Genomic DNA, 14656 nt, shown 5'->3' with positions numbered 1-14656 from the left:
CCCCTGCACGCCGCTTCATGAGCAAGGAGAGGGCCAAGATGGCCGGGTGACCCACCCTCATCTCATCGCCGACGAGCTGCGCGCCCTGGCGCTCCTGGGCCTCTCCTACGTCCGCGACCCCTACGACCTGGACCGTTACCGCCGCGTGCTGATGCTGAGCGCCGAGCTGGCCGCGCAGGACAGCCCCGCCCGTCTGAACGAGGTCAGGGACGCATACCTCAGGAACCTCGCCCACGTGTCGCCGCTGCTCGGCGTGGAGGCGGTAGTCACGCGGGGGGACCGGGTGCTGCTGATGCGCCGCGCGGACAGCGGATTGTGGGGCCTGCCCGGCGGCCTGGCGGACGTTGGGGAGACCGTAGCCGGGGCAGCCGAACGTGAGTTGTTCGAGGAGGTGGGGCTGCGGGGACGGGCGAATCGTCTCCTCGGGCTGCTCGACGCGCGGTACTCGGGTGCTCGGCACGGCCTCCATATCGTCACGGCCATTTTCGATATGGAGGCGGAGGGCGAGCCCCGGCCCACCCTGGAGGCACGCGAGGTGGGCTGGCACGCCTGGGACGCCCTGCCGGAACTCCACCCCGGGCACGCCTCATCGCTGCGGGTGGCGCAGTCGGCGCTGGCGTCAGGTACGCCCTCCTTCGACCCCGAGCCCTCCCGCGAGTTGCACGCGCAGGCCCACCCCGGTGGCACGCCGCGCTCCCCGCATCAATCCCTCCGCGTGAGGTTCGTGCGGCTCCTCATGCGGACGAGCCTGGGGGCCCTGTTGCGGGGTTAGCGCCCCAGCTCCCCCAGCTCCAATTCCATCACGTGCTGCGGCCCCACACTTCCGCCCAGGTACGGCGCCCCCCGGATCACGAAGCCCGCCTCGCGGTAGGCGCGGGTGGCGGCGGGGTTTTTAAAGTTCACCGTCAGGATCACGCGCCGCACCTCGGGACGGTGTTCGCGCAGCCACGCGGCAAGGGCGAGCATGGCCGCCGTGCCGAGCCCCCGCCCCTGCCGCTCCCGGTCGATGAAAAAGGCACGTACCCCCACGCTGCCCGGCCCGAAGTCCCGCCGGGCGACGGCGCCGGGGGTGGGGTCCAGGCGAAAGTACCCGACCACCTCCCCACCTTCGAGAACACACATCGCCACGCTGCGGGGGTCGGCCTCGGCCTGGGCGAGCAACTCCGGCATCTCGCCGCTGAAGACCGCCTGCCGGGGGTGAACGCGCAGGGCCAGGACGGCGGAACGGGTTGCCCCGGAGACGGGCTGCACGGCGACGGGAGGGAGGGAACTCACGGACCCATGATGCCCGCCCCCACCCTGAACGCCTCATCATTTTGGTCGATGTGGGGCTCACGCCCGCTTTCTAAGCTGGGGACATGAACACGGCCCGGCACTTCAGCGACACGCGGACGGGTCAGGGACGCGTGCGCTTTCTCCTCGCGCCCGGCGGGGTGCGCCTGATCGCCGAGGGGCCGGGCTGGCACCACGACAGCCTCCACGCCACCCTGGAGGAGGCCGCGACCTTTCTCGCCGTCGTGCCCTCCCTCGGCCAGGACCTCTACGAGCAGGCGCTGGACGACCTCGAACATCGGGCGCGGGTGGATGAGCGGATGGACGGGGCGGCGTAGGTCCCCTCTCCCCTCACCCCACGAACCAGAAGATCAGCCGCGCGGGGCGTCCGGCGTCCTCCAGCGTCTGCGCGAAGGCGTGCCAGGCCAGGAGCTGGGCCCGCTCGTTCGGCTCCGCCATCTCCGCGAGCCGGACGACCTCCTCCGTGGTCAGCACCGTGCGCCCGCTGACCCGGCGGTCTTCCATGAGCAGGTCACCCCGCACGGTCACGCTCACGTCGGGCTCGTGACCCCGGTCGCCCAGCCCCGCCGAGGCGAGCAGCGCCCGCAGGTCGCGGGCCGAGCGCACCAGAAACCGTGCCTCCGCCTGCCACGCCTTACCGTCCAGGGCCTCGCAAATTACGAACGCGAGCAAAGGCCCTCCCCCGAGAAAGACGACACCCGTCTGGCCGGGTCCTCCCCTCCTCCGTTCATCAGCGGGAGGAAACGCCCGGTCAACCCACAGCACATGCACCCATTGTTAACTACTTCACCTTAAAGGTAAAGGCTGGGCGGGGAACTGCCCCGCTTCCTCCACCTGCCCTACCGCTCCGACGGCCCGCTCCGCCTCCGGGTTCGTCTCCGCGCGGTTCAGGAGGGCGTCCGCATCCGGCCAGGCGATGATTCTAAAGCGGCTGTTGCGGATGGCGGGGGTGTACCCGGCGTCCACAGCGATGCGGACGAGTTCGCGCACGGTGGCGCTGTGCCGCCCGTGCCCGCCCGCCGCCGAGACCACGTTCTCCTCCAGCATGGTGCTTCCGAGGTCGTTCGCCCCGTAATACAACGCCGCCTGCGCCACCTTGAAGCCCTGCGCGGGCCACGAGGCCTGGATGTTGGGGATGTTGTCGAGGGCGATGCGCGCCACCGCGAGCTGCTGGAGGTACTCGTGGGCGGTCGCGCCGGGCGCCTTACCGTGGAGGCGCGTGTGCTCGGTCTGGAGGGTCCACATGGCGAAGCCCGAAAAGCCGTTGCCCCCGTAAAGCGCGTTCGCCCGGTCCTGCTGCTCCCGGATCTTGAGGAGGTGGGCCGCGCGCTGGGCGTACGTTTCCCCGAAGCCGATCACCATCGTCGAGATCGTGTAGAGCCCCTTGCGCTGCGCCGCGTCGATGATGCGGAACCAGTCATCCGAGCGGATGCGCGCGGGGGCCGCTCCCTGACGCACCTCGTCCTCCAGAATCTCGCCGCCCGCGCCCGGCAGGCCGTCAAGTCCCGCCTCGATCAGGGTGTTGAGGAGCGAGTCGAGGCTCAGCCCGAAGGTCTTCTCCATGAAGAGAACCTCCTCCGGCGAGAAGGCGTCGATGCGGATGGTGGGGTGGTGCGCCTTGACGTGCCGCAGCAGCCCCGTGTAGTAGTCCAGCCCCAACTCGGGGTTCACGCCCCCCTGGAGGAGGATGCGGGTGCCGCCGACCGCCTCCAGGTCCCTGATCTTGGCGCTGATCTCCTCGTAATCGAGGGTGTAGCTGTCCTTTTGGCGGCGGGTGCGGTAGAAGGCGCAGAAGTTGCAGCCCACATTGCAGACGTTGGTGTAGTTGATGTTCCGGTCGATCAGGAAAGTCACCACGTCGGGGTCGCGCCGCTCCAGACGCAGCCCGTGGGCGACGGCGGCCACCTCGGGCAGCGGGAGGTGGTACAGCGCCTCGATCTCGGCGGCGTTCAGGCGCTCGCCGGAGGCGGCCTTCTGGAGGGGCTCGGCACCGGAGGTCATGGGGTCACGCTAGCACCGGGAGGGGGCGGCAAGCGTCCCGGAAGGCGCGATTCAGGGGGAGCGGTATTGACTTGTTGGACACAACCAACGAGGTCATGCTGACTTGCAAGGCTGCGCAGCGGGGCGGAGCGAAACAACTCTAAGCTGTAGGCGAGACCCTTCGCTCCGCTCAGGGTGACAACTCTTCTTTCGTCAAACGCTCTGGCTCCCCGTCCGGCGCGAGGAGGAGCACTGTTCCCTCCCGCACGGGCAGCGCGGTCCACGGCTCCCCCGGCGTGACCCGGTAGGTCTCGGCAGGGCGCAGGCGGACGAACTCGCGCTCCGGCAGGTCGAGGATGGCCTCGCCTGTCAGGCAGGTCAGCCAGCCCGCCGCCGCGGGGCCGTCCACCTTGCCCCCCAGCGCGAGGACCCGCAGGAGGCCGCCCGGCAGCGCCACCCACTCGCCCGGCGTGCCCTGCGCCAGCCGCGCGAGGTGCAGGGTCTGGGGCGGGGGCCTGCGCTGGAGGGGCAGGCGTCCTGGCAAGCTACTCCCCGCGCGCCGCCTGATTGAGCTTCTTGCTCGCCTGGAGCGCCATACCCTTCGCCTTCTTCACGTCGAGGCCGAGGGTGAGGGCGACCTCCTCCACCTTGCGGCCCTGGTCGCGGGTGGCGGTGACGAGGGCGCGTTCCTGCTCGCTCAGCACGCCGAGGTGCGGCTTGAGGTCGGCCCAGGTGAGGGCGGTCTTGGCGGGAGCCTTGGCCCGGGTTGGAGTGGCCTTCGCAGCGGGTTTCCTCGTGCTGGTCTTGCTCGCGGGGGCTTTCCGGGCAGGAGTCTTCGGCGCTGCGGTTCGGGCCGCCGTACTCTTGCGGGCCGTGGACTTCGCACCGCTCGCCTTCGTCCCGCTGGCCTTCGCGGTCGCCGTCCTGCGGCCCGGTTTCCCCGCCTTGCTCTTGGGTTCCTTGCCGCGCTCCTCCAGAATCTCCAGGGCACGCTCGGCGGTGAGGTTGCCTTCCTCCTCCCCCTTGCGCAGGGTCGCGTTGCGCTCGCCGTCCGTCAGGTAAGGCCCGTAGCGGCCCGACTTGAGCTGGACGGGGGCGCGGCCCTCGTACTCGAAGGTCTTCAGGGGACCGGCGGCGGCACCCCTCGCCCGGAAGCGCGGCTGCATGAAAAGGGCCTCGGCCTCGGGCAGCGACACGGTGAACAGTTGCTCGTGGGCGGCGAGGCTGCGGCTGTCGTTGCCGCGCTTGAGATACGGCCCGAACTTGCCGTTCTGCGCCCAGATTTCCTCCCCCTCAGAGACGCCCACGAGGCGCGGGAGGCTCAGGAGGCGCAGGGCCCGCTCTACGGTGATCGTGCCTAGGTCGTCGCCAGGAAACAGACTCGCCGAGCGAATGGGCGGGTTGCCGTCGCCTAGCGTGACGTAAGGCCCATAGCGACCCGCACGCGCAACCACGGGATGCCCGGTCGCCTCGTCTGTCCCGATCACCCGGTCGCCGGTCGGGCGGCTCATGAGTTCGGCGGCCTTTTCGGCAGTCAACTCGTCCGGCGCGAGGTCGTCGGGAAGGTTGGTCTTCTCCTCGCCCCGCTGCATGTACGGCCCGTAGCGGCCCACCCGCACCTCGATGCCCGAGCCGTCGAGCTTGGGAACATGGATGGTGGCGATGCCCCGCGCGTCGATCTCGCCCATCTTGGAGTCGATCAGGGGCCGCAGCGCCATCCCCTCCCCGTTCTCGCCCAGGTAGAAGCGGCGCAGGTACGGCACCCGCTGCGCCCGCCCCCCCGCGATGTCGTCGAGGTCTTCCTCCATCCGCGCCGTGAAGTCGTAGTCCACCAGCCGCCCGAAGTGGTGCTCCAGCAGCGCGGACGTGGCAAAGGCCGTCCAGGTGGGCACAAGCGCCTGCCCCTTCTTGACCGCGTACCCGCGCTCCTGAATGGTGCCGAGGATGCTCGCGTAGGTGGAGGGGCGACCTATACCGGCCCCCTCCAGCGTCTGCACCAGTGAAGCCTCGGTGTAGCGGGCGGGCGGCTGGGTCTCGTGGCCTTCCGGCTTGGCGGACTCGGCATTCACGTGGTCGCCCTCCTTGAGCGGGGGCAGAGGCGTCTCGCGGTCCTCCAATGCGGCGTTCGGGTCGTCGCGGCCCTCGACGTAGGCACGCAGGAAGCCGGGGAAGTCAATGGTGCGGCCCGAGGCGCTCAGGCCCACCTCTTCCCCACCCGTCGCCTTGCCAGCCAGGCGCACCCGCAGGCTCCGGCCCCGCGCGTCCGCCATCTGGGAGGCCACCGTGCGCTTCCAGATCAGGTCATACAGCCGCCACTCGTCGCCGCTCAGCTCGCCGCGCAAGGACTCGGGCGTGCGGAAGCTCGACCCGGCGGGTCGGATCGCCTCGTGGGCCTCCTGGGCGTTCTTCGCCTTCTTCGCGTATACCCGCGGCTGGGGGCTGAGGTAGGGCTGCCCGTACATCGCCTTGACCTGGGTTCTCGCCGCGTTGATCGCCTCCTGCGAGAGGTTGGTCGAGTCCGTTCGCATATAGGTGATGTATCCCTGCTCGTACAGCCGCTGCGCCGCGCGCATGGTGCGGGTGGCGGCGAAGCCCAGCTTGCGGCTTCCCTCCTGCTGAAGGGTGGAGGTGATGAAGGGCGCGTAGGGCCGCTGGGTAAAGGGCTTCTCCTCGGCGGAGGTGACGGTCAGCGTCTGCCCCGTCAGGCCGTCAGCGAGGGCACGAGCCGCCGCTTCGTCCAGCAGCCGCACCTCTGTCCCCTTCTTCACCTTGCCGGTGAGCGGGTCGAAGTCCTTGCCCGTCGCCAGCCGCACGCCCTCCACGTCAGTGAGGCGGGCGGGGAAAGTCTCACCGCCCCTCGTCGCCGCCGTCACGAGCAGGTCCCACCACGTCCCACTGACGAAGCGCATCCGCTCGCGCTCGCGCTCGACGAGCATCCGGGTCGCCACCGACTGCACCCGGCCCGCGCTGAGCTTGGGGGCGACCTTCTTCCACAGGACGGGGCTGACCTCGTAGCCGTAGAGGCGGTCGAGCGCCCGGCGGGCCTCCTGCGCCTCGACGAGGTTGGTGTCGATCTGGCGGGGGTGGGCGATCGCGTGCTGGATGGCGTCCTTGGTGATCTCGTGGAAGACCATCCGCTTGACGGGCACCTTGGGCTTGAGTTCCTGGTAGAGGTGCCACGCGATGCTCTCGCCCTCGCGGTCGTCGTCGGTCGCCAGGATGATCTCGTCGGCCTCGGAAGCCAACTTGCGGAGCTTGGCGACCTGCTGGCGCTTCTCGGGCGAGACGACGTAGAGGGGCTTGAAGTTGTCCTCCACATCGAGGCCGAGCCGGGCCCAGGCCTTGCCCTTGTACTTCTCGGGAACGTCGGCGGCGCTCCTGGGCAGGTCGCGGATGTGCCCGATGGAGGACTCCACCGCGTACCCCCTGCCGAGGTACTTCTCGATGGTTTTGGCCTTGGCGGGCGACTCGACGATCACGAGGGTTCTGGACATAACGAAGGCTCCCCTGAAAAACTTGCGCGGAGCGTAGCACAGCCCCCCGCACGGTACGGCGCCGCATGTCACCGAAACCTCCCAGCCTATTCTTTCCCACCCAGCCGCCTTTTCTCCGTGCTAGGCTCGCCGCGATGCGCGCCACGGGCTCGGGCCTCCCCCTGCTGCCGCTCGCCCTCTCCGGGCTGCTGGTGGCCGCCTTCCTGCTGGCCCCCGGCGCGCGCGTGCCCCCCGCCCAGCCGCCCCACCCCGTCCTGGTGGTCCTCGGCGCCGCCCAGTACGCGGGCAGACCCAGCCCCGCCTTCCAGCGCAGGCTCGACCACGCTCTGAGCCTCTACCGGGCGGGCGGGATTCAGACCGTCGTGGTGACGGGAGGCCGCCAGCCCGGCGACCCCCACAGCGAGGGCGAGGTCGGCGTGACGTACCTGCACCGCCAAGGCGTGCCGTCCGCCGCCCTCCTTGCCGAGACACGCAGCCGCACGACGGTGGAGAACCTGCGCAATGCCCGCGCGTCCCTGCCCCCCCACACCCCCGTCACCCTCGTGACCGACGAGGCCCACGCACCGCGCGCCCTGGCCCTGGCGCACGCCCTCGGCATGAACGCGAACGCGAGCCCCAGCCCGCTCAGCGACCGACCAGACCCCCGCTACCTGCTGCGGGAGAAGCTGGCGCTCTTGGCGTACTCGTTGCTGGGGGTGGGGAGGTAAGGGTGTGGCCTTCGGGAAGGTGAGTCAGGGGCGGTGGAGTCGCCGACAACCCCCCTCCCAGCCTCTCGCGGTGCGAGCTGTACCAGTCCCCCACAGGGGGGGAGGGGCAAAGAGCGCGAGCTTTTGCTCCTTCAAAACGTCGATCCGAACGCCCCATCAGTGGCAGAGGCTGAACGCTCCTGGCCCACGGCCACGCCTTGCTCGCGCAGCGAGACGGTGGGGTAGTGGCTGGGACGCGACAAAATCAAACCTTGCGTGTAGAAAGACCCGACCCCCCGCGCCGCCCCTTTGTCCTTGCCCAGCGCAGCGCCGCTCCCCCTACCCCCAAAGGGGGCAGGGGGTGGGGGTAACGCCTTCCACCTCCACCGCCCTACCGCCTCAACCGCCGCACCACCCCTGCCACCTCCGGCATCCGCAACGCCAGCGCCCCGACCAGATACACCCCCAGCCCGACCCCACCCGCCACCGCCAGCCCAACCACCCCCGGCACGACGAACCCCGGAGCGGGCATCAGCCGAGAGACGAGCCAGGCGACACCCCCCGCGACGAGGGCGAGCGGCACGACCCGGATCAGGTGCGAGACGACCGCCCGCGAGGGAAAGCCCAGAGCACGCCGGTACAGGAAGATCAGCGCCCCCGACATCAGCAGACCGCTCAGCGTCGTGCTGATCCCGAAGCCCAGCAGCCCGAACCTGGGCACGAGCAGGCGGTACAGGGCCACCTCCAGCAAGAACCCCAGCGCGCTGACCGTCACGGCCTCGCGGGCCCGCTCGCGGGCGTAGAAGGTCCGCAGCAGCAGGGTGACGACCGCCCACGGCACGAGCGCGAGCGCCCACCCCCGCAGGATGCCCGTGCCCGCCGCGAACCTCGCCGCGTCGAACTCCGGGCGCAGGTTGAAGATGCTGACGGCATAGGGGGCGAGCGCCACGAGCAAGGCACTCATCGGCGCGGCGAGGAAGGTGGTGGTGCGGATCGCCTGCACGGTGAGGTTTTTAAACTCCAGCCAGTTCTTCTCGGCGGCGTGCTGCGAGAAGCGCGGGAAGAGGGCGAGGGCAGGCGAGACCACGAAAAGACCGTTGACCATCGTAAAGAGGGCCTCGGCGTTGGCGTACCCGGCCTGGGTGCCCGCCGGAAACAGTTGCCCGTTGCTCAGCAGGCGGGTGACGTAGACGTTGAGGACCTGCCGCGCCCCCGCCGTCAGCGTGAAGGGGGCCATCTGCCGCAGCACGCGCCCCAGCGCCGGGTGCCGCGCGAGCGCGGGCGTGGGCAGGAGCCCGAACCGCCGCAGGGCCGGAAGCTGCACGACAAGTTGCGCCACCCCGCCGATCAGCCACCCGAAGGCGAGCCATGTCGCCGTGTCGGGGAGCAGCAACAGGGCGGTGATGGAGGCGAGGTTGAAGGCGACGGGCGCGAAAGAACTCTCGCGGAAGTGCTCGTCGGCGTTGAGCAGTCCCATCGCCACCGACGCGAGGCTGATCAGCATCAGGAAGGGCATGACGAGTTGCGTCATGTAGATCGCCAGCGCCCGGTCCACGTTGGACTGCCCCGCCAGCAGCAGGTCCACGATCCACGGCGCGGCCAGGATGCCCAGCGCCATCAGGAGCAGGTTGACCGCGATGAGCACGCCGCTAAAGGCCGAGGCGAGCGCCCGGCGCCCGGCGGCGTCCAGCGTCTTGTACACCGGGATGAAGGAGTTGACGAGCGCGCCCTCCGCGAGCAGTTCCCGCAACAGGTTGGGAATACGTACCGCGACCAGAAAGGCGTCGAGCAGCGTGTTCCCGAAGAGGTTCATGATCTGCTGCCGCACGATCCCGGAAAGCCGCGACCCCAGCGTCCCCGCCATCACGATCAAGGTGTTTACCCGCAGCGAGCGGCGAGGGGCCGGAGCCGGAGCGGGCGAGGCCGGGCCCTGCGGCGGGAGGTTGGGATCGGGCGCGGCGGGCGGGACGGTCACGCGGTCAACTGTAGCGCCTCCCCCCTCCCCACCTTCCCGGCGGACGTGCTACACTCCCGACTGCCCACCGGCCCCGCGCCGGTAGCAACCACACGCGGAGAGGTGCCAGAGTGGTTGAATGGGTCGGTCTCGAAAACCGAAGTAGTCGCAAGGCTACCGTGGGTTCGAATCCCACCCTCTTCGCCAAAGCACAGCCGCCGACTCGCCCCTGACCTCCCCGTCGGGGGCGGCGGCTTTTGGGGAAGGATCGACGGGAAGGCTGTGCGGATGGCCCGGGGGCCGTAGGCACGTTGACCGATGTGCCTGCGCCCCGCCGACGCTTACCCTTCGTGGGAATGACGAAGCCTCCAAACACCGGGAAGATGCACGAGGGCGAGGTGGAGACGAGCGCCGCGCTGGTGCGCAGTCTGTTGACGGCGCAGTTCCCGCATTGGGCCGACCTTCCGCTCAGCCGCGTCCAGTCGGCGGGAACGGACAACGCGATCTACCGGCTGGGGGACGACCTCGCGGTGAGGCTCCCGCGCATCCACTGGGCGACCGGGCAGATCGACAAGGAGTTCCGCTGGCTGCCGAGGCTGGCTCCCCTCCTGCCCCTGACCCTCCCGGTGCCGATGGCGAAGGGGGAACCGGGTGAAGGCTACCCCTGGCCGTGGGGCGTCTACACGTGGCTGCCCGGTGAGAACGCCACACCCGCACGTCTCGCCGACCCCAATCAGGCCGCCGTGGACCTCGCCGGGTTCATCCTGGCCCTCCAGCGAATCGACCCGGCGGGCGGACCCCTTCCCGAACCGCTTGGCCGGGGCGTGCCCCTCGCCACGCGGGACGCCTTCACCCGCGAGCACATCGCCCGGCTGCCCGGGGACCTCGACGCGGGGACCATCACCGCCGCCTGGGAGCACGCCCTCCGCGCCCCCGCCTGGGACCGCCCGCCCGTGTGGATTCACGGGGACCTTCAGGCCGGGAATCTCCTGGCCGCGCATGGTCGCCTCCGCGCCGTGATCGACTTCGGGGCCTTGCAGGTCGGCGACCCCGCCTGCGAACTGGCCGTGGCCTGGAGGATGCTGGACGCCGAGGCCAGGGAGGTCTTCCGCGCCGCCCTGTCCTGCGACGAGGCGACCTGGGCGCGGGCCCGGGGCTGGGCTCTCTCGGTCGCGGTGGTGGAAGTGGCGTACTACCTCCACACCAACCCCGTCATGGTGGCCGCTGCCCGGCACACCCTCGCCGAGGCGCTGTCCGACCACGAACGCGGCGCGTAAGCCACCCGGCGGATGCACCACGCCCACCCCTCCCCCTAAGCTGAGCGTACCGTGATCAACTTTCTTAAGTAAAGGCACACCTTCCCTGCGCGGACTCGGCTAAACTGGGGGCAATGTCAGGACGCTCCCCTGCCCCGCCGCGCGGACTTTTTCCGGGTGGCCCGGCCTGCATGTCCGGCAACCCACATCCCGCCTCCCACGACCCGCAAAAGGAAGTGACTCCCTATCGATAAAGTGCATGGCAACACCTCGGGCCTGCGCCCGGCGCAACTGAAGTCCCTGGGCAACCTCTACCGCCGCCGCATCGAGCCGGGGCGGGTGGGTTCGCCCGAACTCGCGCGCAACCTCGCCGAACTCTCGGACGACGTGCGGCGTGAGGTCAGCGTCCTGATCGACCGACGCGGGCGCGTGATCAGCGTGTCGGTGGCGGACGCGAAGGGCGCCGAACTGCCCGACCTCCGCCTCGGCGAGAACCGGCTGGCGGGCTTCCACCTGCTGCACACGCACCCGCGCGGCGGCGGGCTGAGCAAGGGCGACCTCTCCACCCTCTTCCTGAGGCGGCTCGACGCCGTGAGCGCCATCGAGGTTCGGAACGAGGGGCAGCCCGGGCTCGTCCACACCGCGCACCTCACCCCGCCCGGCACAGTCGGCGAGGAGGAGGACTGGCGCATCCTCGACCCGGTGCCGAGCTTCCAGATCGACAGCTTCGACCTCGGGGCGCAGGTCTCGGCGCTGGAGGAGGAGATGGCCCGCGCCGGGCGCACCCGCGAGGCGAAAAAGGACCACGAGCGCGCCATCCTCGTCCAGATCGACCAGGGCGAGTTCGACGCGGAGGAGCGGCTTTCCGAGCTGGCCGAACTCGCGCGCACGGCGGGGGCGGAGGTCGTGCACAGGGAACTCGTCTACCGCCGCCACCTCAAGGCGGGCACCCTGGTCGGCGCGGGCAAGCTCGAAGAACTCACGAGCCGGGCGTACCACCTCGACGCGGACCTGTTGATCTTCGGGCAGGAACTCGGCCCGGCCCAGGCACGGGAGATCGAAGCGGCGACCGGGCTCAAGATTCTCGACCGCACGCAACTGATCCTCGACATCTTCGCCCTGCACGCGCAGGGGGTGGAGTCGCGGCTGCAAGTCGAACTCGCGCAGCTCCGGTACATGAAGCCCCGGTTGCTCGGCGCGGGGGCCCAACTCTCGCGCATCGGCGGCAGTGCGGGCAGCGCGGCGGGCGGCTCCATCGGCACGCGCGGTCCCGGTGAGACGAAGCTGGAGCTCGACCGCCGCCGCATCAACGACCGCATCTCCTTCCTGGAAAAGCAGCTCGAAAGCGTCGCCGTCCGCCGCGAGGAGCGCCGCAAGGGCCGCGCCCGCAACGACATCCCGGTGGTCTCCATCGTGGGGTACACCAACGCGGGCAAGTCGACGCTTCTCAACGCCTTCACCCACGCCGCCGAGGAGCCGCGCCGGGTGCTCGCCGAGAACAAGCTCTTCGCCACCCTGCGCCCGACGAGCCGCCAGGGGTATATCGAGGGCGTGGGCCCGGTGGTCCTCACCGACACGGTGGGCTTCATCCGCGACCTGCCGAAGGACCTCTCCCGCGCCTTCCGCGCCACGCTGGAGGAGATCGGGGACGCCGACGTGCTCCTGCACGTGGTGGACGCGGCGGGCCCCGGCGCCGACACCCGCTACGAGGCGGTGAACCGGATTCTGGAGGACCTCGGCTTCCGCGACATGCCGACCGTCGTCGCGCTGAACAAGGCCGACGCCGCAGGGCCCGAGGCGCTCGACCGCGAGCGCGAGCGGCTGAGCGGCGTGCCCGTGAGCGCCCTGCGGAACATCGGCCTGACGGACCTCAAGGACGCCCTCGCCGAGGCCATCGGTCAGGTGCAGCGCCAGGAACTCGCCCAGCGCGAGGAGGCGCAGGTGCGGGCGGCGGAGTACCGCTGAGGCTCCCCGCCTCCCCCTTTCCTCCGATGACGCCTCTCGCCTCCGGGTGAGACTTGCAAAGCTGCGGAGCAGAGGCTTCTTCTATGCGGCTGGCGTGGGCGTACCTGTTGACCGTGGCCCTCGCGTGGCTCCTCGGGGAATTCGTGGGCGAGCGGACGGTGCCCACCCTCCTGCTCGCCTACCTCCCGGCGGTGGGGTGGGTGCTGCCCGCGCCCTTCGTGCTGGCCTGGACGGTGTGGAGACGGCGGGGCGTGGGCGTCGCCGGGGCGGGGACGCTGCTCGCGCTGGCGGGGGCGGGCTTCCTCCACTGGCGGCCCCAGGAAGGCGGCACGCTGCGGGTCGTCACCTACAACGTGGCGCGGGGGACGCTGGGCACGCCGGGCCAGATCGCGGGGGCGCTGCGGGCGGCGGACGCGGACGTGATCTTGCTTCAGGAGACGAATTTCGTGAGGCCGGGCTTCGGGCCCGAGCTGCTCGCCGCCCTGCCCGGCTACCGGGTGACGGCGGCGCGGGAGGTGACGACCCTGACGCGCCTGCCCGTGCTCGCCACGCGGACCCACCCGGTCCCAGGCAGCGGGCGGGCCTTCCTCGAAACCGAGGTGCGTTGGCGGGGGCAGAACGTGAGGGTCGTCAACGCCCACCTGAGCACCGTCCTCGTCTCCAGCGCCCTGCGCGGCGACCTCGCCACGGTGCGGCGCACCCGGGACGTGCGGGCGGCGCAGGTGGCCCTCCTCACGGAGATTGCCGCGCGGCAGCCGGGCCCGCTCCTGCTGGGCGGCGACCTGAACACTCCTCCCCGCGGGCCGATCTACCGCCAGCTTCGTGGGACCTTCGGCCCGGACGCGCACGGGGTCGCCGGGCGCGGCCCGGGCTGGACCTTCCCCAGTCTCTTCCTGCGCATTGATCACCTGATGGCGCGCGGCCTGACGCCCACCCGCGCCCGCGTCCTGCCCGGGGCGGGGAGCGACCACCGCCCGCTGCTCGCCGAGTACCCCTGACCTCCCCCGGCGGCCTGCTGTCGCGCTTCCTGCGCGGTGGGCTACAGTTTTTCCATGACCCTCGACTCTCCGGCGGCTCCGCGGGTGGCGGGCGCGGACGTGACGGACGCCACGCTGATCTTCAACCGGGGGGCGGGCGGCAGCGAGCACGCCAGCCCCGACCTCCTCGTGGAGGCGCTGCACGGGCTCGGCTACCGGCCCGTCTACCGCGCCACCGACGACGAGGCGGACCTCGCCTCTGCCCTGGAGGGCGTGCGCGGCACCGTCTTCGTGGCGGGTGGGGACGGCACGGTGCGCGCGGTGGCGTTGCACCTCGCCGGAAAGGGGGGCGTGCGGCTGGGCATCCTGCCGATGGGCACCGCGAACAACATCGGGCGGACGCTGGGCATCGAGGGGGCACCGCCGGACGTGCTCGCCCGGTATGGGCGGGCCCGAACCGTCCCGTTCGACCTCGGGCGGGTGACGGCCCCCTGGGGCGAGGACCGCTTCGTGGAGGCGTGCGGCTGCGGCGCCTTCGCCGACGTGCTCGCCGAGTACGACCCGGAAGGGGGCAAGAGCCCGCTGCGGGCCGTGCAGGCGCTGGCCTCGACCCTGCGCGGTTTCGAGCCGCCGCCCCTGGCCCTCACGCTCGACGGTCAGGCACACCCGGAAGCGGCCTGCGCCCTCGTGGAGGTGATGAATACCAGGGCGACCGGCCCCCGCCTGCGTCTCGCCACGACCGCCGATCCCACCGACGGGCGGCTGAACGTGATCCGGGTGGACGCGGAGCAACGCGACGGGATGCTCGCCTCCCTCGCGGCCCTGGCACGGGACGAGTTCGAGGCGTTGCCCAGCGTCCTGAGCGACGAGGCGCGGGTGGTCGAGGTGCCCTACGTCGGGCAGGCCTTCCACGTCGACGGCGAGGTGCGGCCCGCGCAGCCGGGCGTGACGGGCACCGTGAGGATCGAGGTCTGGCCGGGCGCCCTTCAGGTCCTCGTGCCGCCGAACGAGGGAGGCTAGGACCGTGCCCACCCCGATCAACAACGTCGTC

13 protein-coding genes and 1 tRNA gene are annotated in these 14656 nt (G+C 70.9%); 8 read left to right on the top strand and 6 right to left on the bottom strand.

Features of this window, described 5'->3' with window-relative positions; all coding sequences use genetic code 11:
* Window positions 1-46 precede the first annotated feature (46 nt).
* Entirely contained in the window at window positions 47-772 is a 726-nt protein-coding gene (locus tag A7B18_RS02995) for an NUDIX hydrolase N-terminal domain-containing protein (RefSeq protein ID WP_146009442.1), read from the top strand.
* On the opposite strand, the gene A7B18_RS02990 is transcribed toward A7B18_RS02995, so the two are convergent.
* Entirely contained in the window at window positions 769-1275 is a 507-nt protein-coding gene (locus A7B18_RS02990) for a GNAT family N-acetyltransferase (RefSeq protein ID WP_102125180.1), read from the bottom strand. The two genes, A7B18_RS02995 and A7B18_RS02990, sit on opposite strands and share 4 nt — an antisense overlap.
* Window positions 1276-1358: 83 nt before the next feature.
* Here A7B18_RS02990 and A7B18_RS02985 point away from each other — a divergent pair, with 83 nt between their 5' ends.
* Window positions 1359-1610 carry a hypothetical protein gene (locus A7B18_RS02985; RefSeq protein ID WP_102125179.1) on the top strand — a complete coding sequence of 84 codons (252 nt, stop codon included), beginning with the start codon at window positions 1359-1361 and terminating at the stop codon, window positions 1608-1610.
* 13 nt (window positions 1611-1623) lie between these two features.
* Here the strand turns inward: A7B18_RS02985 and A7B18_RS02980 are convergent, their stop codons facing one another.
* The 4 genes from A7B18_RS02980 to topA all read right to left on the bottom strand — a co-directional run bounded on the left by A7B18_RS02980 (window position 1624) and on the right by topA (window position 6767).
* On the bottom strand, window positions 1624-1965 hold the full coding sequence (locus tag A7B18_RS02980; protein WP_102125178.1) for a hypothetical protein: 342 nt from the start codon (window positions 1963-1965) through the stop codon (window positions 1624-1626).
* A gap of 114 nt (window positions 1966-2079) precedes the next feature.
* A complete protein-coding gene (gene mqnC, locus A7B18_RS02975; RefSeq protein WP_102125177.1) occupies window positions 2080-3294 on the bottom strand; it encodes a cyclic dehypoxanthinyl futalosine synthase in 1215 nt (404 codons plus the stop codon).
* 169 nt (window positions 3295-3463) lie between these two features.
* Complete coding sequence (locus A7B18_RS02970) at window positions 3464-3817, bottom strand: hypothetical protein (protein WP_245872720.1); 354 nt, start codon at window positions 3815-3817, stop codon at window positions 3464-3466.
* A 1-nt stretch (window position 3818) separates the two neighbouring features.
* Window positions 3819-6767 (bottom strand): type I DNA topoisomerase, encoded by a 2949-nt coding sequence (gene topA, locus A7B18_RS02965; RefSeq protein ID WP_102125176.1) that lies wholly within the window; start codon window positions 6765-6767, stop codon window positions 3819-3821.
* 134 nt (window positions 6768-6901) lie between these two features.
* On the opposite strand from topA, the gene A7B18_RS02960 reads away from it, so the two are divergent.
* On the top strand, window positions 6902-7474 hold the full coding sequence (locus A7B18_RS02960; RefSeq protein WP_102125175.1) for a YdcF family protein: 573 nt from the start codon (window positions 6902-6904) through the stop codon (window positions 7472-7474).
* Between the two features lie 370 nt (window positions 7475-7844).
* On the opposite strand, the gene murJ is transcribed toward A7B18_RS02960, so the two are convergent.
* Window positions 7845-9428: a murein biosynthesis integral membrane protein MurJ gene (murJ, locus tag A7B18_RS02955; RefSeq protein ID WP_102125174.1), complete on the bottom strand. Its 1584-nt coding sequence runs from the start codon at window positions 9426-9428 to the stop codon at window positions 7845-7847.
* A 96-nt stretch (window positions 9429-9524) separates the two neighbouring features.
* On the opposite strand from murJ, the gene A7B18_RS02950 reads away from it, so the two are divergent.
* The 5 genes from A7B18_RS02950 to A7B18_RS02930 all read left to right on the top strand — a co-directional run bounded on the left by A7B18_RS02950 (window position 9525) and on the right by A7B18_RS02930 (window position 14625).
* Window positions 9525-9614: transfer RNA gene (locus A7B18_RS02950), tRNA-Ser, on the top strand.
* A gap of 149 nt (window positions 9615-9763) precedes the next feature.
* Window positions 9764-10684: an aminoglycoside phosphotransferase family protein gene (locus A7B18_RS02945; protein WP_245872719.1), complete on the top strand. Its 921-nt coding sequence runs from the start codon at window positions 9764-9766 to the stop codon at window positions 10682-10684.
* A gap of 234 nt (window positions 10685-10918) precedes the next feature.
* Window positions 10919-12628, top strand: coding sequence for a GTPase HflX (gene hflX / locus A7B18_RS02940; RefSeq protein ID WP_180969994.1), 1710 nt, complete (start codon window positions 10919-10921; stop codon window positions 12626-12628).
* Between the two features lie 83 nt (window positions 12629-12711).
* Window positions 12712-13626, top strand: coding sequence for an endonuclease/exonuclease/phosphatase family protein (locus tag A7B18_RS02935; protein WP_102125172.1), 915 nt, complete (start codon window positions 12712-12714; stop codon window positions 13624-13626).
* A 54-nt stretch (window positions 13627-13680) separates the two neighbouring features.
* Entirely contained in the window at window positions 13681-14625 is a 945-nt protein-coding gene (locus A7B18_RS02930) for a diacylglycerol/lipid kinase family protein (protein WP_102125309.1), read from the top strand.
* Window positions 14626-14656 lie beyond the last annotated feature (31 nt).

The sequence above is a fragment of the Deinococcus planocerae genome (genome assembly GCF_002869765.1).
Lineage (GTDB): Bacteria > Deinococcota > Deinococci > Deinococcales > Deinococcaceae > Deinococcus > Deinococcus planocerae.
Note: the sequence above shows the minus strand (reverse complement) of the source record. Positions and strands in the feature narration are given on the sequence as shown.

Bases quoted from the DNA above. Each gene is read 5' to 3' on its own strand.
- A7B18_RS02935 (WP_102125172.1), top strand. From the start codon at position 12,712: ATGCGGCTGGCGTGGGCGTACCTGTTGACCGTGGCCCTCGCGTGGCTC.
- topA (WP_102125176.1), bottom strand. From the start codon at position 6,767: ATGTCCAGAACCCTCGTGATCGTCGAGTCGCCCGCCAAGGCCAAAACC.
- A7B18_RS02985 (WP_102125179.1), top strand. From the start codon at position 1,359: ATGAACACGGCCCGGCACTTCAGCGACACGCGGACGGGTCAGGGACGC.
- A7B18_RS02960 (WP_102125175.1), top strand. From the start codon at position 6,902: ATGCGCGCCACGGGCTCGGGCCTCCCCCTGCTGCCGCTCGCCCTCTCC.
- A7B18_RS02945 (WP_245872719.1), top strand. From the start codon at position 9,764: ATGACGAAGCCTCCAAACACCGGGAAGATGCACGAGGGCGAGGTGGAG.
- A7B18_RS02930 (WP_102125309.1), top strand. From the start codon at position 13,681: ATGACCCTCGACTCTCCGGCGGCTCCGCGGGTGGCGGGCGCGGACGTG.
- mqnC (WP_102125177.1), bottom strand. From the start codon at position 3,294: ATGACCTCCGGTGCCGAGCCCCTCCAGAAGGCCGCCTCCGGCGAGCGC.